16 protein-coding genes and 2 pseudogenes are annotated in these 17,646 nt (G+C 71.4%); 8 read left to right on the top strand and 10 right to left on the bottom strand.

The genetic code is table 11. The features are described 5' to 3' along the window. A complete protein-coding gene (locus P3G67_RS10330) occupies positions 1-3,198 on the bottom strand; it encodes an amidohydrolase family protein (protein ID WP_276093158.1) in 3,198 nt (1,065 codons plus the stop codon). A 388-nt stretch (positions 3,199-3,586) separates the two neighbouring features. Further along, a complete protein-coding gene (locus P3G67_RS10335) occupies positions 3,587-4,132 on the bottom strand; it encodes a DUF4232 domain-containing protein (protein WP_276093159.1) in 546 nt (181 codons plus the stop codon). A 350-nt stretch (positions 4,133-4,482) separates the two neighbouring features. Between P3G67_RS10335 and P3G67_RS10340 the strand changes: the two genes are divergently transcribed. Together P3G67_RS10340 and P3G67_RS10345 are read left to right on the top strand one after the other, a co-directional pair. Next, on the top strand, positions 4,483-4,947 hold the full coding sequence (locus tag P3G67_RS10340) for a low molecular weight protein-tyrosine-phosphatase (protein WP_276093160.1): 465 nt from the start codon (positions 4,483-4,485) through the stop codon (positions 4,945-4,947). Continuing rightward, the gene (locus P3G67_RS10345) at positions 4,944-5,825 is read left to right on the top strand and encodes a fructosamine kinase family protein (protein WP_276093161.1); all 882 of its coding nucleotides are present in this window, start codon (positions 4,944-4,946) and stop codon (positions 5,823-5,825) included. Before P3G67_RS10340 ends, P3G67_RS10345 begins: the two co-directional genes overlap by 4 nt. On the opposite strand, the gene P3G67_RS10350 is transcribed toward P3G67_RS10345, so the two are convergent. Continuing rightward, complete coding sequence (locus tag P3G67_RS10350; protein WP_276093162.1) at positions 5,822-6,505, bottom strand: DUF429 domain-containing protein; 684 nt, start codon at positions 6,503-6,505, stop codon at positions 5,822-5,824. The genes P3G67_RS10345 and P3G67_RS10350 overlap by 4 nt on opposite strands. Positions 6,506-6,954: 449 nt before the next feature. On the opposite strand from P3G67_RS10350, the pseudogene P3G67_RS10355 reads away from it, so the two are divergent. From P3G67_RS10355 to P3G67_RS10375, 4 genes and pseudogenes are all read left to right on the top strand, one after another. After that, positions 6,955-7,290, top strand: a pseudogene (locus tag P3G67_RS10355) (transglycosylase SLT domain-containing protein); the annotation flags it as partial. Between the two features lie 412 nt (positions 7,291-7,702). After that, positions 7,703-8,003, top strand: a pseudogene (locus P3G67_RS10360) (molybdopterin-dependent oxidoreductase); the annotation flags it as partial. Positions 8,004-8,399: 396 nt separating this feature from the next. After that, positions 8,400-8,753 carry an AAA family ATPase gene (locus P3G67_RS10370; RefSeq protein ID WP_276093386.1) on the top strand — a complete coding sequence of 118 codons (354 nt, stop codon included), beginning with the start codon at positions 8,400-8,402 and terminating at the stop codon, positions 8,751-8,753. Positions 8,754-9,123: 370 nt separating this feature from the next. Further along, complete coding sequence (locus P3G67_RS10375) at positions 9,124-9,303, top strand: hypothetical protein (protein WP_276093163.1); 180 nt, start codon at positions 9,124-9,126, stop codon at positions 9,301-9,303. A 7-nt stretch (positions 9,304-9,310) separates the two neighbouring features. Here the strand turns inward: P3G67_RS10375 and P3G67_RS10380 are convergent, their stop codons facing one another. The 7 genes from P3G67_RS10380 to P3G67_RS10410 form a co-directional block, all read right to left on the bottom strand. Further along, the gene (locus P3G67_RS10380; protein WP_276093164.1) at positions 9,311-10,912 is read right to left on the bottom strand and encodes an APC family permease; all 1,602 of its coding nucleotides are present in this window, start codon (positions 10,910-10,912) and stop codon (positions 9,311-9,313) included. A gap of 36 nt (positions 10,913-10,948) precedes the next feature. Then, on the bottom strand, positions 10,949-11,431 hold the full coding sequence (locus P3G67_RS10385) for a hypothetical protein (RefSeq protein ID WP_276093165.1): 483 nt from the start codon (positions 11,429-11,431) through the stop codon (positions 10,949-10,951). A 149-nt stretch (positions 11,432-11,580) separates the two neighbouring features. Continuing rightward, positions 11,581-11,877, bottom strand: coding sequence for a hypothetical protein (locus tag P3G67_RS10390; protein ID WP_276093166.1), 297 nt, complete (start codon positions 11,875-11,877; stop codon positions 11,581-11,583). A gap of 185 nt (positions 11,878-12,062) precedes the next feature. Beyond that, positions 12,063-13,037 carry a magnesium/cobalt transporter CorA gene (corA, locus tag P3G67_RS10395; RefSeq protein WP_276093167.1) on the bottom strand — a complete coding sequence of 325 codons (975 nt, stop codon included), beginning with the start codon at positions 13,035-13,037 and terminating at the stop codon, positions 12,063-12,065. A 45-nt stretch (positions 13,038-13,082) separates the two neighbouring features. After that, positions 13,083-13,526, bottom strand: a complete 444-nt coding sequence (locus P3G67_RS10400) for an SRPBCC domain-containing protein (protein ID WP_276093168.1) — start codon at positions 13,524-13,526, stop codon at positions 13,083-13,085. Between the two features lie 57 nt (positions 13,527-13,583). Next, positions 13,584-14,033 (bottom strand): SRPBCC family protein, encoded by a 450-nt coding sequence (locus tag P3G67_RS10405; RefSeq protein ID WP_269859091.1) that lies wholly within the window; start codon positions 14,031-14,033, stop codon positions 13,584-13,586. A gap of 77 nt (positions 14,034-14,110) precedes the next feature. Then, positions 14,111-15,352: a benzoate/H(+) symporter BenE family transporter gene (locus tag P3G67_RS10410; RefSeq protein WP_276093169.1), complete on the bottom strand. Its 1,242-nt coding sequence runs from the start codon at positions 15,350-15,352 to the stop codon at positions 14,111-14,113. Positions 15,353-15,406: 54 nt separating this feature from the next. Between P3G67_RS10410 and P3G67_RS10415 the strand changes: the two genes are divergently transcribed. Together P3G67_RS10415 and P3G67_RS10420 are read left to right on the top strand one after the other, a co-directional pair. After that, positions 15,407-15,970 carry a helix-turn-helix domain-containing protein gene (locus P3G67_RS10415; protein ID WP_276093170.1) on the top strand — a complete coding sequence of 188 codons (564 nt, stop codon included), beginning with the start codon at positions 15,407-15,409 and terminating at the stop codon, positions 15,968-15,970. Between the two features lie 397 nt (positions 15,971-16,367). Further along, positions 16,368-17,627 carry an alpha/beta hydrolase family protein gene (locus P3G67_RS10420; protein ID WP_276093171.1) on the top strand — a complete coding sequence of 420 codons (1,260 nt, stop codon included), beginning with the start codon at positions 16,368-16,370 and terminating at the stop codon, positions 17,625-17,627. Positions 17,628-17,646: the final 19 nt, after the last annotated feature.

The following is a 17,646-nucleotide window of genomic DNA, read 5'->3' on the forward strand; positions in this document are numbered from 1 at the left end:
TCAGAGCACGGTCGGGTCGGTGGCGTCCGGGGGCGCGCAGCAGGACTCGCGCCGCAGCTGGGTGCTGACCGCCAGCCACACCGACTCGTCCACCCGGTGCGGATCGGTGTGGTCCGCGTTGTGGTCCGGGCTGAACGCGTTCACCAGGTCCGCCTGGCGGTGAACCACCCCGTCGCGCAACACCATGCTGGTGCGCACCAGATGGTTGAAGTCCTTGAAAGGATTGCCGTCGATCACCGTCAGGTCCGCGAGCTTGCCCGGCTCCACCGTGCCGAGGTCGTCGCTGACCCCGAACATCCGCGCGGGCGCCGCGGTGGCGGTGCGCAGCGTCTGCGCCACGGTCAGCCCGCCGAAGCGGTGCAGCCCTCGCAGCGCCAGGTGCAGATGGATGCCGTACGGGACGAGCGCGGCGTCGGTGCCCACCGCCAGGTTGGCGTGCTCGCCGATCAGCCGGTGATAGATCTCCATCTCCCGCCGCAGCGCCCGCAGTTGGTCGTCGCTGGGCCGTCTGTCGGCGGTGTTCCTGATCAACGCCGCGTCCCAGCGCGGCATCAGCGTGCTCACCCGGGGATCGTCGGCCAGGTACGGGTCGGCGCCCAGCAGAGGGGAGGCGGTGAACGGGGTGACGATGATCTGGAACTCGGCGTCCCGGTAGATCTCGTCGATGTCCTGGTAGCAGTGCCGGGTGGGGGACAGCGCGTGCCCGTACTCCAGCCGCTGGGTGGCGTGCAGATGGGTGGTGAGGTCCAGCCCGAGCCCGACTCCGGGTGCGCACAGATGGCCGCCGGTGCGCACGCCCAGGATCTGGTGGGCGGTACGGGCCGCCTCGGCCATGATCCAGGCGGACGCCCTGACGTACGTCTTGACGAAGTCGTAGTCCAGCGCGACGGCGCGTTGCAGGCTGCGCCGCACCCCGTCGGCCGTGCGGTGCGCGCGGTCGTGGTTGGACGCCACCCGGCTGCCGTCGATCAGCTCGCCGGTGGCGAACTGGCGCGGCCCGTTCATCGTCCCGGCCGCCACCGACTCGCGCACCCGCACCGACTCGTAGGCCAGACCGCCCATGAAGACGCAGCTGGTGATGCCGTAGGCGAGCATCAGATGGTTCTGCCGCCCGCCGTAGCAGAACTGCCAGGGGTGGATGTGGGCGTCCCACAGCCCGGGGATCACGGTGCTGTCGGAGGCGTCGACAAGATGCTCACCGCGGTGTCCGGCGCCTCGGCGGTGCGGTTCGATCGCGCTGATGCGGTTGCCGGTGATGACGATGTCCATGTCGTTGCGGACCGTCTCGCCGGTGCCGTCCCACAGCCGTCCGGCGTGCACCCGGGTGACCGCGGTGCGCGGCGGCAGCCGTCGGCCGTACTCCAGCGGGACCGGGACGGTGCGACGCCCGGTGCCGTCCCTGCGGATCAGCCGCAGCCGTCCGTTGGACAGGTACAGCAGCGTCATGGAGTCGGCCGCCCAGGACGGGTGGTCGGCGGCCTCCTCGGTCAGCCGCTTCGGCGGGCCGCTGGGCGTGCCGTCCGGCTTGACCGGCAGCACCCACAGCGCGGACTCCATGATGATCGCCATCCAGGCGCCGTCCGGCGACCAGACGGGCCCGCTGTCGCCGCGGTCGGACAGCGGAGAGTGCGGCAGCGGCAGGTGCGAAGTGCAGTTGCCGGTACGGGTGTCGACGATGCGGATGTGGTTGTAGCCCTCGCGGAAGCGGTAGTTGAGCCGGTTGCGGTCGCAGAACGCGATGTAGCGCCCGTCAGGGGACCAGCTCGGCCGCCCGGGGAGCCCCCCGCCGTGCAGCGAGGAGGCCAGGGCGCGCTCGGTGCCGGAGCGCAGGTCGCGGACGATGAGCTTGCCGGTGACGTCCTGGCAGGCCAGCCGGGTGCCGTCGGGGGAGAGTGCGGGGTTGAGCCGTCCGCCGGTGGCCAGCACGGTCTCGCTCTGGTCGGCCAGCGATCTGCGGTGCACGGCGAAGTGCCCGTCCCCGTCGTACGCGTACAGGATGCTTCCGCCGTCCCTGGACCAGGACGGCATCTGTACGTACCGGGAGGGATCTGCCTGGGCGAGCTTGCTCGGGCGCCCGCCGATCGGCATCAGCCACAGGGCGTTGAGCGCCACGAAGGCCACCGACCGCCCGTCGGGGGACAGCGCCGGAAGGTGGATGCCGCGCACAGGTACCAGGGAGGTGGAGTCGAAGTCGTACCGCTTGGAGCGGTAGCGCGGGCGGGGCACGTCCAGGCGCGCGGTGAACGGGATCTCCTCGGCGGCGTCGGACCGCGACCCGGTGCCGCGCACCTTGACCCGGCCGTCGGCCACGTAGAACAGCTCTCCGCTCGCCGCCCAGCAGGCGGGCTGCGGGCAGACGTCCTCGCCGTCGGTGACCGTGAGGCCGTCCACCTTCAGTGTGGAGGTGCGCGAGCCGGTGGGCAGCGGGCCGGGGTCGAGGTAGACGTAGGCGATCCGGCCGTCGGCGGACACCGCGGGGCCGGAGACCGCGCCGACCCGCACGCTCTGCTCCACCCTGACCCTGCCGCCGTGGGCGGGCACCGAGGCGATGATCCGGCCGTTCTCCTTGGTGTTGCCGCTGACGTGCTCGGCGCGTACGAAGACCACCCTGCCGCCGCCCGGGTGCCAGGTCGGGTCGTAGTCCTCGTGCGGTCCCTCGGTGAGCCGGTGGAGTTCACCGGTGTGCGCGTTGACCTTCCAGATGCTGTACGAGCTGCCGACGACATCGTCCCCGCCGCGCTCCGAGGAGAACGCGATCCACTGGCTGTCCGGCGACCAGGCCACACCCCGGTCGTCCCAGGGCCCGTCGGTCAGCTGGCGCAGCTGGGAGCCGTCCGGTGCCATGGTCCACACATGGAAGGAACCGCCCCGGTAGGCGCAGAAGGCGATCCGTGAGCCGTCCGGCGACCAGGCCGGGCGGGTGGGTTCCAGGTCGATCGGGGTCAGTGCCCTCGCCGTGCCGCCCTGCCGGGGCAGCGACCACAGCACCCCCTGGACCTCAAGGACAAGTTGGTCCCCTTTGGGGGAGACGGTCACGCAGGCGTTGGTGCCGCTGGTGAAGGTGACCGTCCGGGTGCCGGCCGTCTGAGGTGAGGCGTCGGGGGCGGCGGTCGCGGTCGGCGTGAGAGCGGAGATGCCCGCTCCGGTACTCGTCAGGGCCGCCGCTCTTACGAAGCCTCGCCGGGTCAGGTGGTCCACAAGGGTTCCTTCCGATGTCTCGGCAACAGGCCTTGGCGGCAGTCCACATGAAGTATGAAACTGTACGAAAAACCCGATCCCTCCACTTGAGGACGTGTCAGGCGGTACAGACAGCCCGAAAGCAGTACGCCACCACCCGTACTCCGGTCAGCAGTGCGAATCGCCGCTCTGGCGTACGGGTCACCCGCTTGACTGGAGTGCGGTGGCCGCCGAAGTGGGTCTTCGCGGCGGGGGAGAGGCGGGGAACACCAGCCGACCAGCACGGTCAGACCTTGACGGAGCGCGTGCGCAGGCGCATTCGGGGTGATCGGTGTTCGCCGGGTTCCGGGGTCGGCCACCGGGCGTCCGGCCCCCGCCGGGCGAGCGGCGGGGGCCAGGGCGGGTGCCGCTACGCGACGTTGATGGACCGCGTGAAGGCGGTCACCGACAAGTCGCCGTTGGTGACGATGTGGTTGAACGGAATGGTCAGGTGACCGCGGGAGGCGGGCGGGGTGACCTCCAGGTAGGCGGCCCGCACCATGCGCGGTGCGTCGGCGTCGGCCCACACCAGGTCCGCCTCGGCGGACTGGCCGGGGCGCAGCACGATGGTCTTGGCACCCGGGTCGGGCACGAAGTAGGTGGCGCCCCAGTGGGTGTGGGTGGTCTGCGACTGGTGGTGAGCGTTCTCCAAGCGCAGCCCCGGGTAGCCGCGCAACGCGCAGGTGCGGCCCGAGGTGTTCTTCAGCACCAGCACCTTGCCTATGTGCGACATGCCGGCCTGGCCGCCGCGGCCCTTGTCCACCAGCGAGGCGTGCAGACCGGAGGTGGTACAGGTGGCGGTGCCGCGCGCGGCGGGTGCCGCTGCGGCGACCCCGGAGGCGGCGAGGACGGTACCGGCGGCGAGTGCGATTCCCGCGGTGACCGCGGCCGTCTTGCGAGCGCTGTTCCGCATCATCGGATGGCTCCTTCGGTGTGTTTCGGGTACCGGCCGCCCATGGGGCACAAGGGGCGCGCGGCGCGCAACGGTGCGCGGGCGGCCTCATCCGTCACTCTGCGGGATGGATGTAGCGGTTCTGCCACACGCTCGTAACCGCTTCTCGCCGTTGTTCCGGGGCAGTTATGGTGACCGGCCGTCAATGCAGGCCGGGCGTACGGCGGTTACTCGCGCCCTGCGCGCGGCGGGCTCGGGCACGGCACGCCCTGCTCCGTACCGCCCGCTCACTGGTACCGCGTCTTCGATGGTAGGGCGTCCGGGCCGGATCGGCTCCCGCACGGTCCGCGACCAGCACCCGTATCCTTGCCGACGTGCACATTTGCTTCGTATGCACCGGGAACATCTGCCGCTCGCCGTCCGCCGCGCTGGTCTTCGCAGAGCATCTGCGCCGGGCGGGGCTCGCCGACGCCGTGCGGGTCAGCAGCGCCGGCACCGGCCCCTGGCACGCCGGTGAACCGATCGACGCGCGGGCCGGTGCGGCGCTGAAGCGTCGCGGCTACCCCACCGTCCATGTGGCGGCGCAGGTCAGCGCGGAGCAGTTGGACGCCGATCTGCTGCTGGCGTTGGACACCGGGCACGAGAAGGCGCTGCGGCGCATGGTCGACGAGCCGGAGCGGGTGCGGATGTTGCGTTCGTTCGACCCGGACGCCGATGCGGCCCTGGACGTTCCGGACCCGTACTACGGCGGGTCCGAGGGCTTCGACGAGGTGCTGGACATGATCGAGACGGCGATGCCCGGACTGCTCGCCTGGGTGCGCGACCAACTCGACGCATGACCGGCGGCAACGGTTGCCGACCCGCCGAGCGGCCGGAGGCCGCGGCGGCCAGGCTGACCCGCCGCCGCACCACCGCGCTGCGCCGACTCTCCGGGGCGATGACCGAGGTGGTGCTGGACGGCGGGGACGTCGTCGTGGTGAAGCGCGGGAACGGACCGAACGCGACCCGCGCCGAGGCGGCCGGGCTGCGCTGGCTCGCCGCCGCGGGCGCCGTGCGGGTACCGGCGGTACACGGCCAGGACGAGGACTGGCTGGTCATCGACCGCGTCGAGGAGCGGCAACCGACCCCGGCGGCGGCCGAGCGGCTGGGCCGCGAACTGGCCGCCCTGCACGACTGCGGTGCGCCCGCGTTCGGGGCGCCGCCGCCCGGCGGCCCGGCGGACGCCTGGATCGGCCTGGCCCCGCTGGCCAACGTGCCCGGCGCGAGCTGGCCGCAGTGGTACGCCGAGCGGCGGGTGCTGCCCTATCTGCGCCGGGCCGTGGACGAGGGGACGATCGACCGGGCCGAGGCCGCCACCGTTGAGCGGGTCTGCCGGCGGCTGCCGGAACTCGCCGGACCCGCCGAACCCCCGGCGCGGCTGCACGGCGACCTGTGGAACGGCAACGTGTTGTGGGGGAGCGACGGGAACGCCTGGCTGATCGATCCGGCGGCGCACGGCGGCCATCGGGAGACCGACCTCGCCATGCTCCAGTTGTTCGGCTGCCCGCACCTTGACCGGGTGCTCGCCGGATACCAGCAGGTGCACCCGCTCGCCGACGGCTGGGCGGACCGGACCGGGCTGCACCAGCTCTTTCCACTGCTGGTGCACACCGTGCTGTTCGGCGGCGGCTACGCCCGGCAGGCGGTGGCGGCGGCCAGGAGCGCGCTGGCGCTCTAGTACCAGATGGCCACCGGCAGACCGCTGGCAGTGCGCTCGGGCGGGTCGGGCAGCGGCACGGCGGTGCGGTCACCGATCCGGCCCGCGCTCCAGGCGGCGGCGCAGGCGTCCAGGAGGTCGTCGGGCGGCACGGTGCCCACCACACCGTCGAAGTGTTCGGGCAGCGCGATGCCGTGGGCGCCCAGCAGTCGCCTCCTGGCCATCTGACCGTTCCAGCCGCGTTTGCTCCAGGAGATCGGCTCGCCGTCGTTCATGGCGGCGAAGGAGACCTCCGGGTGCACCTCGTACAGCCGCTGATCGCCGTTGCCCCGGCGGGAGTTGGCCTCGCGGAGCTTGACCTTGAGCGCCCAGGTCTGGCGGCTCAACCCGGAGCCGGTGAGTTCGCGGCACCGCAGGTTCGCCGTGGCGTAGTCGGGCGCGTCCCAGACCGGTCGCGGCGCCACCCGGAAGACGCGGGAGCGGTGCCGTCCGAGCCGGGTGGCGGCCAGTAGGTCGGCGCGCCGCCAGGTGGCCGTCTCCAGCAGCCCCAACGGCATGTCGATGCCGATCACCGCCGCGTCCGGCACTTCGGCCAGCAGCGTGTCCAAGTCGCGTGCCGCGCAGGCCCGTAGGAACGCGCCGTCCCGCAGCGCGACGCCGACCCAGCCGGAAGCGCAGGCGTCCACCCCAAGCACCGTCATGACAGCAATCCTGGCAGCGCGCGGCGGCCGGGGCGTGCCCATGGCCCCGGATATTCGCCCGGCGTGAGCTGGGCGATATGGCGTGGATCACTATTTCCGGCCGGAGGTGTGACCTTCGCAATGTGACCTGCCTCACTACGAAGCGCAATAGTGCGAGAAAAGGGACTTTCGTCCCAGATGGTGCGTGATGCATGAGGATCCCGCTTAAAGCGGCATACGGCCCTTCATAGTAGAAAACCGCTATTGACCAGGATTTATATGCCGCTAACACTTCCGGTACCCGCTGGGCTTTCCCCGGGTCCCCGAAAGGTTGAGGTGGTCCTCGCATGCAGTTCTCCGTGATGTCGAAGTTCGGTCGGCTGGCCAAGACCGCGAAGTACTCCGTTGGCGCCACGGTCGCCGGTGTCGCCGTCGCCGCGGGTGCGCTCGCCGCCGCGCCGGCCGCGTCCGCCGCCCCCGCCTACCAGAACAACCTCAACGGCTGGATCAACCAGGCGCTCTCCGTCATGCACTCCCACGGCATCCCGGGCAGCTACGACGGCATCTACCGCAACGTGATGCGCGAGTCGTCCGGCAACCCGAACGCCATCAACAACTGGGACTCCAACGCGGCGATGGGCATCCCCTCGAAGGGGCTGCTCCAGGTCATCGACCCGACGTTCAACTCGTACCACGTCCAGGGCACGTCCTGGAACATCTACGACCCGGTCGCGAACATCACCGCCGCCGCCAACTACGCGGCGCACCGGTACGGCTCGATCGACAACGTCAACTCCGCCTACTGATCGGCCCGTTCCGCCCGAGCGAGAACGTGTGGCGCCCTGCGCGCGAGGACAACGGGGTCCTCGTGCGCGGGCGCTTTCGTGTGTCCGCCATTTGCCCAAGCGATCCACCCGCAGGTGTGCCGTACGGCGTCGACCGGCCGCGACGGCCGTGAAGTCGAGCCGCAGCGGCGAGACTTCATGGCAGTCGCGACCGGCGTGCCGGTCGCCGTCGTGAACCGCCCTGCAGGAGACGGGCGATGGGTGACACGGCAGCAGCGGGCGCTTCGGGTCGCCCGGCAGCCCGGAGCCCGGGAAGCCGCGCTGGCGGCGCGCGGGAGCGCGGATCGCGGCGCCGGTACGCAGGGGCGGTGCGCGGGCGGTGGCGTTGGGCCGCCGGGGCGGCGCCCGCGTGGCCGCGCTGGCGCGGGCGGCCATGGAGCTCCCGCCGCCCCCGGGGCCGTTCCGGCCAGGCTTCTGGCGCAGTCCGCTCCGCGGGCCATGGCTGCCCTCGGTGTTCGGGCTGGTGCTGCTGATCGGCATCCCGGTCGTCTTCGTCACCGGCCTGCTGTCGTACGCGGCCTACAACCCCGGGCTGGGCCCGCTCAACGACCAGACCCCCGACAAGGGCCTGCTGGGCTTCTACCTGTTCGACTGGCCGACGCACCCGTACTGGCTGTACCGGCTCACCCAGGGCGTGCACGTCACGCTGGGCGTGGTGCTGGTACCCGTGTCTGACCATGGCACGTTTCGCACGCTGGTACGGAGCGCATCCGCTGCACCTGCTCGTGCTGGTCTGCTCCTTCGCTTTGGCCGGGTACGCCGCCGTGCGGCTGTTCTCCGTCCGGCCGGTCGGGGTGGCCGTCTGGTTCGTGGGCGCCGTGATCGGCCATGACCTCATCCTGCTGCCGCTGTACTCGCTGGCCGACCTCTCGGCGCGCACCGTGCAACGGCACCGGGGCGGCCGGTTGCCCACCGTGCCGTGGCGCCGTCGACCCCGGCCAGCCCTCGGGGGGTGCCGGTGCGTCGGCGGGGGAGATCGGTGACCGCACGTCGGCCTGGCCTTCCCCGGCGGCCAGCTCGCCGTCGCCGACCACGCCGGGCGCTTCGACCTCCAGCTGCGGCAGCCCGGCCTGCTGCGTCCGCTACGGGCCGCGGAGCTGTCCGACGGGACGCTGCGCTACCTGCTGCTCGTCGCCGCGCTGCTCACCCCGCGCCCACCGGAGCTGCTGGTGCTCAACGAGCCCGAGACCAGCCTGCACCCGGAACTGCTGCCCCCGCTGGCCCACCTCATCACGATGGCCGCGGCACACTCGCAGGTCATCGTGGTCTCCCACTCCCAGCCGCTGACCCACGCGGTGCAGCGGCTGGCCGTCGACGACGCGCCGGAGGTCACGACCATCCAGCTGGTCAAGGAGCACGGGCAGACGCGGATCGTCGGCCAGGGGCCGCTGGACGAGCCCGCCTGGCACTGGCCCAAGCGCTGACGGCCGATTGCGGACAGACGACAGCCCCCGGTGCTCCACGTCGATGCCGTGAACCTCAGTCGTCGCCGACGGTTCCAACACCGGCATGTGCTTCTGCCGGGGGCCTAACCAGAGCCTCGATGGGGGTCACTCGGGTCGACAGACGTCTCTGCCAACGGGATGCGGCTCTCTCTGGTTTTCTGGTGTATTGCTATTTTCGTCACTATTTGTCCGGAGTCAAGGGCTGCGCCGAAGATTTCACTCCCTGGCCGCGGCTACGGGGAGTGCCGGGAATTTAACTAAAGGATCACAGCGGCGTAGCCTGGGGCTGGGACTTTTGGGGGGCCAAGGGCGACCCCGGAGGCGCACTATGGCTGAAGCCGCTGAAGCTATGGAGTCGTGGCCGTGTCGGAACTGCGGTGAGACGGATCCGGAGAAGGTGCGCTGGACCGAGCCGGAATTCGCGGTGAGGACCGACACCGAAGGCCACCAGACGATGTACGTCTACGCCGCGCTGATGGAGTGCGCCACCTGCGGCACCAGGTGCCGGGTGATCCTGGAGGGTGACTGACGTACCGTCAACTCCGCTCGCCCCGCACCGCGGTGTCCACCGCGTCGGACGGCAGCGCGAGCCGCACCGCGGTGTAGTGCACGGCCAGGCTGAACGCGATCACGACCAGCAGGTCCCACCAGCCGGGCAGCGCGCGGGTGCCGCCGTACCGGCCGAAGCGGCAGATGACCACCAGGCCGCCCAGCCACGGCCACACCCAGGCCGCCGACCGCCAGCGCAGCACGCCCCGGTCGCCCACCGGGATCCCCCTGCGGGTGAGCGCCAGTACGCCGAGCCCGAACAGCACGACGGCGGCGAGCTTCCAGTCAGCCTGGTACCCGGACCAGTAGAAGATCAGGTTGGCGAAGACGAACCCCGCCGGAGCCAGCACCGACCCGGCGGGCAGCCGGTACGGGCGCGGTCGGGCGCTGTCCCGCACCCGTAGCGCGTGCAGTGCCACCGGCGCGAAGGCGTACATGACCGCCGCCGCCGAGGTGACCACGCTGACCAGCGCCTGCCAGCTGGGGAACGGCAGGAATGCCAGCTCACCGACGACGAACGCGAGCAGCACCGAGACCACCGGCACACCCCGGCGGCCCACCGCGGCGACCGGCGCGGGCAGCACCCGCTGCCGTCCCATCGCGTACGACAGCCGGGCGGCCCCCGCCATGTAGACCAGCCCGGTGCCCGCGGGGGAGACGACCGCGTCGACGTAGAGCACGACCGCCAGCCAGGCGGCACCGAGCCCGGTCGCCAGAGTGGCGTACGGCCCGAAGTCGCCCCTGCCGACCGGGCTGGCCCAGCCGTGGCTCACCGCCGAGGGCTCCAGCGCCGCGATGAAGGCGATCTGCAGCAGCAGGTAGACCGCGGTGCCGATGGCCATGGCGACGATCACCGCCCGGGAGACGTCCCGCTGCGGGTCACGTGCCTCGCCGGCCAGTTGGATGGCCTGCTCGAAGCCCAGGAAGGCGAACACCACACCGGCGGGCAGCGCCGCGAAGACACCGTGCGCCCCGTGCGGGGCGAAGCCGCCGCCCGCGGTGAAGTTCGCGCCGTGGAAGGCCAGCGACATCAGCACCGCCACGGTCAGCAGCGGCACCGCGGTCTTCAGGACCACGGTGACCGAGTTGGTGGAGGACAGCAGCCGCACGCCGAGGATGTTGACGACCGTGAACAGCAGCATGAAGCAACTGGCGATCACCAGACCCGCGAGGGTGAGGGTGCCGTTGGGATGCAGGATGTGCACCCGGTCGTGGACCCAGCCGATGCGGTCCGAGTAGGAGAGGGTGGCCTCCACCTCGATCGGCGAGATCATCACCGACCGCAGCCAGGACATCCACCCCGCGGTGAAGCCGACCAGCGGGCCGAAGGCGAAGTACGGGAACCGCGCGGTGCCGCCCGAGATCGGATACGCCGCCCCCAACTCGGCGTGTACCAGTGCCAGCACCCCGAGCATCACCGCTGCCAGCAGCCAGGACAGCAGCGACGCGGGACCGGCGATGACGGCCGTGGTGAGCGCGCCCAGCAGCCACCCGGAGCCGATGATCGACCCGAGCGAGAGGAACATCAGGCCCCAGAACCCGACCGCCCGATGCAGCTGTCCGTCCGTGGCCGCGTTGGGGTTCGACACACGTGCATCCTGGTACCGGGCGGCGGAAGCCGCACGTCAGCTGGGCTTCGTGGGCCACTTCTCCGGTGTGCTGCTGGTGGTCACCTCGCAGACTGCGGGCTCGCCGGGGGCCGGGGACCTGCCTTCGGCGACCACCCGGACGCCGTCGAGCAGGATCCGGCAGGAGACCTGCCCTTCCCCGGCCGGGGCGACCTCCATCCGGGCCACCGCCCCCGTGTTGACGTTGGCCTCCGTGTGCCACGGCAGCCGGATGGCCCCCAGCCGCTCGTCGCGGAAGTCCTTCCTGAACGAGTCCGGGTTGTGCCGGTACCGCACCGCGGCAGCCCGCGGGTCACCGCTGACCGCTGCGGCCTCGTAGGTCAGGTTCCAGGCGTTTCCGCCCCGCCACTCCTTGACCGTGGACATGTTGTACTTCGCCCAGAACAGCCCGCCGACCACCAGCAGCGCCAGCAGGGCGCCGCCGGTGACGAAGCAGGAGTCGGCACGGAAACGGCGTGACGATGGTGACTGGTCCGGCATGCTGGCTCGGTTCCTCCGCGCTGGCTGGGCTCTCACCTCACCGTACGCACGCCGGACCGGTCGCAGTCGCGCCCTGGGGCGGAGCTCAGGGTCAGCCTGTGGTCGTACGCCCGGCCGCCAGGTCGGTCATCCGGCTGACGGCCGGAGCGTCACGGGCACCGCTCCTTGGTCTTGACCACCCGCAGCTCGGCGCGCTGGCCGCCAAGCGGCCTGCCCGGCGCGGGACTTTGCGAGCAGACCTTCCAGTTCGCCGGCCACAGCACATGGCGCCCGGCGTCGCGCGCGTCCACCAGCGTGATCCGCACGCCGTGCGGCATCGCCCGCTCGGCGGCGACCAGGCCCTTGCCGGTGACGTCCGGCATCGCGCCCGCGCCGGCCTGGGCAGGGGCGGCGAGGGCGCCGAGGAGCGCGACGGCTCCCACAGCGGTGGCGGTTGTACGGCGCATCGGTGACACCTTCCGTGCGGGGAATCGGGACGTGTAGTGACCTCCCCGGAACTCCCCGAAACCGGCACGAAGGAACGGAAGTTCACCCGTCCGCGACACCCGAGCCGCCTCACCGGATGATGTGCGGCACGAAACGCGCGTCCCCGTCGGTCACCGGGCCGCCGGACGGTGAGCGTGGGTGGTGGTCAGATCCAGTCCTTGCGCTTGAAGCTGATGTAGAGGACGACCGACAGGATCACGATGGCGGCGGTGGACGCCGCGAAGCCCCATTCGGTACTGAACCCCGGGTAGGGGACGTTCTGTCCGTAGAATCCGGTCACCGCGGTGGGCACCGCGATGATCGACGCCCAACTCGTCACCTTCTTCATGATGAGGTTCATGCGGTTGCCCTGGACGGTCAGGTTCGTCTCCATGATGGAGGTGACCATGTCCCGCAGCGATTCGGTCCATTCGGTGGCCCGCAGCACATGGTCGTAGACGTCCTGGTAGTAGGGCATCAGCGGTTCGCTGACGATGTGCAGGTCCCGGCGCAGCAGGCTGTTGACCACCTCGCGCATCGGAATGACCACCCGGCGCAGTTTCGTCAGGCTCTTGCGCAGTTCGTACGAGCGGCGCTGCACGGATTCGATCTGCGCGCGGCTGTCCTCGAACAGGAGGTCCTCGACCTCCTCGATGCGGTCGTCCAGGTTCTGCACCGCCGTGAAGTGCCCGTCGACGATGACGTCGAGCAGCCCGTACAGCAGGAAGCCCACGCCGTGTTTGGCCAGGTCGGGGTTGTTGTCCCAGCGGGCGACGACCTGTTCGATGTCGAAGCTGTCGTCGTTGCGGATGGTGATCAGGGCGCTCTTGGTGATGAAGACCGAGATCTCACTGGTGGTGAGCAGCCCGCTGTCGGCGTCGTTGCTGACCGAGTAGGCGCTGACGAAGGCATGGGTGCGGTAGTGGTCGAGCTTCGGGCGTTGGTGGTCGTGCCGGGCATCCTCCACCGCCAGTTCGTGCAGGCCGAACTCCTCGCTGATCATCTCGAAGTCGGCGTGCTCCGGGGCGCACAGGTCGAGCCACACCGCCGCGTCGGGATCGGTGACGTATTCGGATATGTCCTCGACGGGGAAGTTCTCCAGCGTGAGGGTGCCATTGCGGTAGAGCCGGGTTCGAGCCATGGCGCCAGAGCCTAGGGGCGCCGGCTATGAGCTCCGCGGCGGGGGTCAGGGCTGGGTGCCCGTGATCGTTTTGAGGTACTGCCCGAAGCTGTCCAGGAGGCCCGTGGCCCCCGCGACGGCCTGGTCGCAGGTGAAGGGGGCGACGACCGTCTGGTGGTACACGGCGACGGTCCGGCCGTCCCGCTCGCTGAAGGTGGCGGTCATCACCACCGGATCGCCCGGCGTGTCGACGGTCCACACCAGCTTCTCCCCGTCGATCACTTCGCGGTAGACACCCGACACCGGCATCTCCCCACCAGGGGTCTGCGTCACCGCTCGCCACGGACCTCCGGTGCGCAGGTCGAGTTCGACCGTGCCGGGCTTGGCGTGGAACCACTGCTGGAAGTGCTCGGGGCGGGTCCAGGTGTCCCACACGGTTGCCAGGGGAGCCGGGAAGGTCCGGGTGATGGTGAAGGCCGTGTCCGTGGTGCGGACGTTCTCCTCTGTCATGGCGCTGCTCCTTGTGGACGGTGTGACGGTCAGGTGGGCGGGCGCTGGCGACGGGGCTCAGCCGTAGCGCAGGGAGCCCGGCGTGGTGAGCTTCTCGCCGGTTTCCAGCCAGGTCTTCAGGCCCGAGAGGATCATCGGCCAGCCGCCGTACAGCTCGTTGTTGGCGCCCTGGCGCAACCGGTCGTGGGTGATGGTGAGTTGGCAGGAGTCCTCGGCGATGCGGTCGATCCGCCAGGTGACCCGTGAGGGGCCCTCGCGCCTCACCTGGTCGCTCCACAGCGCGACCATGCTCTGCACCAGCCGATGGGGCGGGTCCACCTCCAGGTTCTCTCCCTCGCCGAGCGGCCCCGGGGCGCCCGGCGCGATCATCTGGAACCGTGAGCCGGGGGTCCAGTCGGAGACGACACGGGCGCCGAAGTTGTACTTGCTCCGGATCTCCGGGTCGGTGATCGCCTCCCAGAGCCGCTCAGGGGTGGTGCGGATGTAGATCTCGTAGACCTTCTGCATGGCACCCTCCAGTCTCCAGACCGCACGGCCCTGTCGACTGGTTACCACGCCGGGCGCACTCTGTCGCCCCGAGCGACTCAGGGGCGGGGGCGGGCGGCGGTACGGCGCACCCCGTGCAGCGAGTGCAGGCCGAGACCGGCGACCAGGCCCCAGAACGCCGAGCCGATGCCCAGCACGCTGATGCCGGACGCGGTGACGGCGAACGTGATCATGGCCGCCTCGCGGGCCTCGGCATCGGCGACGGAGGCGGTCAGCGCGGAGCCCAGAGTGCCGAGCAGGGCGAGGCCCGCTACCGCCTCGATCAGCAGTGGGGGCGCGGCGGTGAGCAGCGCGGCGGACAGGCCCGCGGCGAGCCCGAGCCCCAGATAGGTGGCGCCCGCCGTGGTGGCGGCGATCCAGCGGCGCTTCGGATCGGGTCCGGCGTCCGGCCCGGCCGCGAGCGCGGCACTGATCGCGGCCAGGTTGAGCGCGTAGCCGCCGAACGGCGCGCACAGCGCGGTTGCGGCGCCGGTGCTGACCAGGATCGACCGGGTGGGCGGACGGTAGCCGAACTGGTTGAGCACGGCGATTCCGGGGACGTTCTGGGCGGCCATCGTGACCACGTACAGCGGCAGCGCGATGCCGATCACCGCACCGGTGCTGAGCGCCGGGCGGGTGGCCGTCACGGTGGGGAGGACTTGCGCGAGCGAGCCCAGATCGGGGTGGCGCAGCACGACGAGCGAGCCGATCGCCACCACGAGCGCCGCGGGGGTGGCCCAGCGCCTGGCGAACGGCGTCAAAACCGCCCACGTCACGATGGCGGGCAGGGACAGGGACGGCAGTGCCACGGCGGCCCGCACCGGTGTGAGGCACACCGGTAGCAGGACCCCGGCCAGCATGGCGGAGGCGAGTGGCGCCGGAATGGCGGTGACCCATCGGCCGAGCCGCCCCCACATGCCGGTGACGGCGAGCAGGATTCCGGTGACGGCGAAGGCGCCGACAGCCTGGGCGTAGCCGCCCGGTTGGCGGCCCGTGGCGACCAGGAGGGCGGCTCCTGGGGTCGACCAGGCGATGCTGATCGGCTGCCGGTGGCGCGTTGACAGGCCGATGGCCAGCAGGCCCATGGCCGTGCACAGTGCCAGAAGTCCGGAAACGGCCTGGCGCTGGTCCGCACCGACCGCCCGCAGTCCGGAGACGACCACGGCGAACGCGCCGGAGAAGCCGACCACCGCGGTGACGACTCCGGCGATCAGCGGTTGCGCGAGTCCGGGGGGTGAAGTGGATTCGGGTATTCGGCCGGTCTGCCGGTCGTCTGCCGGGTGGAGCCGCTGCTGTTCCATATATGGAACGCTAGCCCATCGGGGCCGCCGGGCGCGCCCGGGATACTGAATGTCATGGTGCAGGCATGGACGCCCGAGTCCGCTGTCGCGATGGGGCAGCGGATCCAGCGGCTTCGGCAGGAAAGAGGGCTCAGCCTCTCGGAGTTGGCCCGTAGCGCGGGCATCGGCAAGGCGACCCTCTCCGGGCTGGAGGCGGGCACCCGCAATCCGACGCTGGAGACGCTCTACGCCATCACGGGCCAACTGGGTGTCCCACTCGCCTCCTTGCTGACGGAGGCGACGGGCGAGGTGCGCGGTGCGGCGGTCACGGCGCGGCTGCTGGAGGTCTTCGAGGACGCCACGGCGACCACCGAGCTGTACTGGCTGACGATCAGGCCCGGTCGGGTCCAGCACTCACCCGCCCATCCGGCAGGCGTGACCGAGCAGTTGACAGTGATCGCCGGAGCCGCGCGGGTGGGTCCGCGCGGGGCGGAACGGCTGGTGCGGGCGGGCGAGCACATCTCGTGGGCCGCGGACGTCCCGCACACGTACGCCGCGGTGCACGACCAGGAGGTGCAGGCCAGCCTGCTGATCCGGCAGCCGCGCGGTGCGGCGGCCGGAAGTCGAACGGCCTGCTGAGCGGCCGATGCGGCCGTATGGCGCCGCCGAGACGCGAAGAGCGTGGCAGTCGGGGTGGCAGGGGAACCCCGGAGCGGCCATGAGTCCAAGCCGAAACGCCGCTGACTCCGTCATCGGGGCGCGACCCCGCGCGGCGGACGGAGGGCTCCACCTGGAGTTCCCGGAGGTGATGGCCCGGCTTGTGCCGGGCGGGAGGTACCGGTCGTCACCCCCCGGCGGCGGGCCGGAAAGCGACGACCAGTAGCGGCCGGTGGCCGCCCGCGTACGCCAGGCGCGTTACCGCGCTGCGTCGCCGGACTGGATTTCCGGGGCCACGGCGGCGGTGCGCACCGCTCCCGGCGCGCGTCCGGCGGCACGGTGAAGGCACACCGCATCGCCGGGCTAAGGGACGTACGCCATGAGGAACCCCAGTCGTCACATCCTGAAGGCACTGCTGGCCATGGCTGTCGCGGTGGGCGGCTGCTCCGCCGGCCACGGCGCCCCCGCCTCGGGCTCGGCCACCGCCTCCGGCCACTCCACCGCCGCGCCCCCCGATGTACGGGTCGCGGACCACACCTACCAGGTGCCGCGGCCCCTGCCCGAGGACGCCCCCGGTGCCCTGATCGCCGCCACCGACCAGGGCCCGGACCAGCAGACCGGCGCCGCACACCGCTGGACCGTGCTGTACCACTCGGTCAATGCCCACCACGCGGACATCCCGGTCAGCGGCACCGTGCTCGTCCCCCGGGGCGCACCGCCGCCCGGCGGTTGGCCGGTGGTGTCCTGGGGACACGGCACCACCGGCGTCGCGGACCGCTGCGCGCCGTCGCAGGCGCCGAACCTGGGTTTCAACGAGTACGCGCAGGAGCTGCGCACCCTGCTGGGCGCCGGTTACGCGGTCACCGCCACGGACTATCCAGGGCTCGGCACACCCGGTATGCACACCTATCTGGTCGGCGCCGACGAGGGCAACGCGGTGGTCGACATCGTCACCGCCGCCCGCCGTGTGGAGCCCAACCTGGCGCCGACCTGGTTCGCCGTCGGCCACTCCCAGGGCGGCCAGGCCGCCCTCTTCGCCGCCAACGCGGCGCGCCGGGTGCCCGGACTGCGCCTGCGGGGCACGGTCGCCATCACACCGGCCAGCCACCTGGAGGTGATGCTTCCCGGCGTCATCGCCGCACACCAGCCGTCCCAGCTGAGCTTCGCGCTGTACTCCCTCGCCGGGCTGAGCGCCACGGATCGGTCCGTCAACCTCCGCTCCCTGCTGGGGCCTTCGGCCGCCAGGACCGCCGCCGGAATCCTCAGCCAGTGCCTCGGCGGAGGGCACACCAAGCTGACCGACGCCAGCACCGAACAGGCGCTTCCGCTCAGCGGCGAGCAACTCAGCCGGGTGGACGGTGAGATGGGCGCGTACGGCGACCCGGACCGCGCCGCGATCCACGGACCGGTGCTGGTCATCCAGGGCTCGGCCGACCAGGACGTACCGCCGCGGTGGACCGACGCCGTGGTGGGCAACCTGCGGTCGCTGGGGTCGCGCGAGGTGGTGGAGCGCACATACCCCGGGCTTGACCACGACCAGGTGCTCGGCCAGTCCGTCTGCGACCTGCTGGCGTTCCTCGGCGCACACGGCGGCCGACCCTCGGCCAACTGCGTCCCCTACCAGAGCGACGGTGGCTGAGGCGCGGCCCCGAACCCGT

Source organism: Streptomyces silvisoli, assembly GCF_029269905.1.
GTDB lineage: Bacteria > Actinomycetota > Actinomycetes > Streptomycetales > Streptomycetaceae > Streptantibioticus_A > Streptantibioticus_A silvisoli_A.

Coding starts and splice junctions, on each gene's coding strand:
- P3G67_RS10375 (WP_276093163.1), top strand. CDS start 9,124: ATGGAGTCGTGGCCGTGTCGGAACTGCGGTGAGACGGATCCGGAGAAG.
- P3G67_RS10410 (WP_276093169.1), bottom strand. CDS start 15,352: ATGGAACAGCAGCGGCTCCACCCGGCAGACGACCGGCAGACCGGCCGA.
- P3G67_RS10345 (WP_276093161.1), top strand. CDS start 4,944: ATGACCGGCGGCAACGGTTGCCGACCCGCCGAGCGGCCGGAGGCCGCG.
- P3G67_RS10420 (WP_276093171.1), top strand. CDS start 16,368: ATGAGGAACCCCAGTCGTCACATCCTGAAGGCACTGCTGGCCATGGCT.
- P3G67_RS10400 (WP_276093168.1), bottom strand. CDS start 13,526: ATGACAGAGGAGAACGTCCGCACCACGGACACGGCCTTCACCATCACC.
- P3G67_RS10335 (WP_276093159.1), bottom strand. CDS start 4,132: ATGATGCGGAACAGCGCTCGCAAGACGGCCGCGGTCACCGCGGGAATC.
- corA (WP_276093167.1), bottom strand. CDS start 13,037: ATGGCTCGAACCCGGCTCTACCGCAATGGCACCCTCACGCTGGAGAAC.
- P3G67_RS10405 (WP_269859091.1), bottom strand. CDS start 14,033: ATGCAGAAGGTCTACGAGATCTACATCCGCACCACCCCTGAGCGGCTC.
- P3G67_RS10415 (WP_276093170.1), top strand. CDS start 15,407: ATGGTGCAGGCATGGACGCCCGAGTCCGCTGTCGCGATGGGGCAGCGG.
- P3G67_RS10385 (WP_276093165.1), bottom strand. CDS start 11,431: ATGCCGGACCAGTCACCATCGTCACGCCGTTTCCGTGCCGACTCCTGC.
- P3G67_RS10390 (WP_276093166.1), bottom strand. CDS start 11,877: ATGCGCCGTACAACCGCCACCGCTGTGGGAGCCGTCGCGCTCCTCGGC.
- P3G67_RS10350 (WP_276093162.1), bottom strand. CDS start 6,505: ATGACGGTGCTTGGGGTGGACGCCTGCGCTTCCGGCTGGGTCGGCGTC.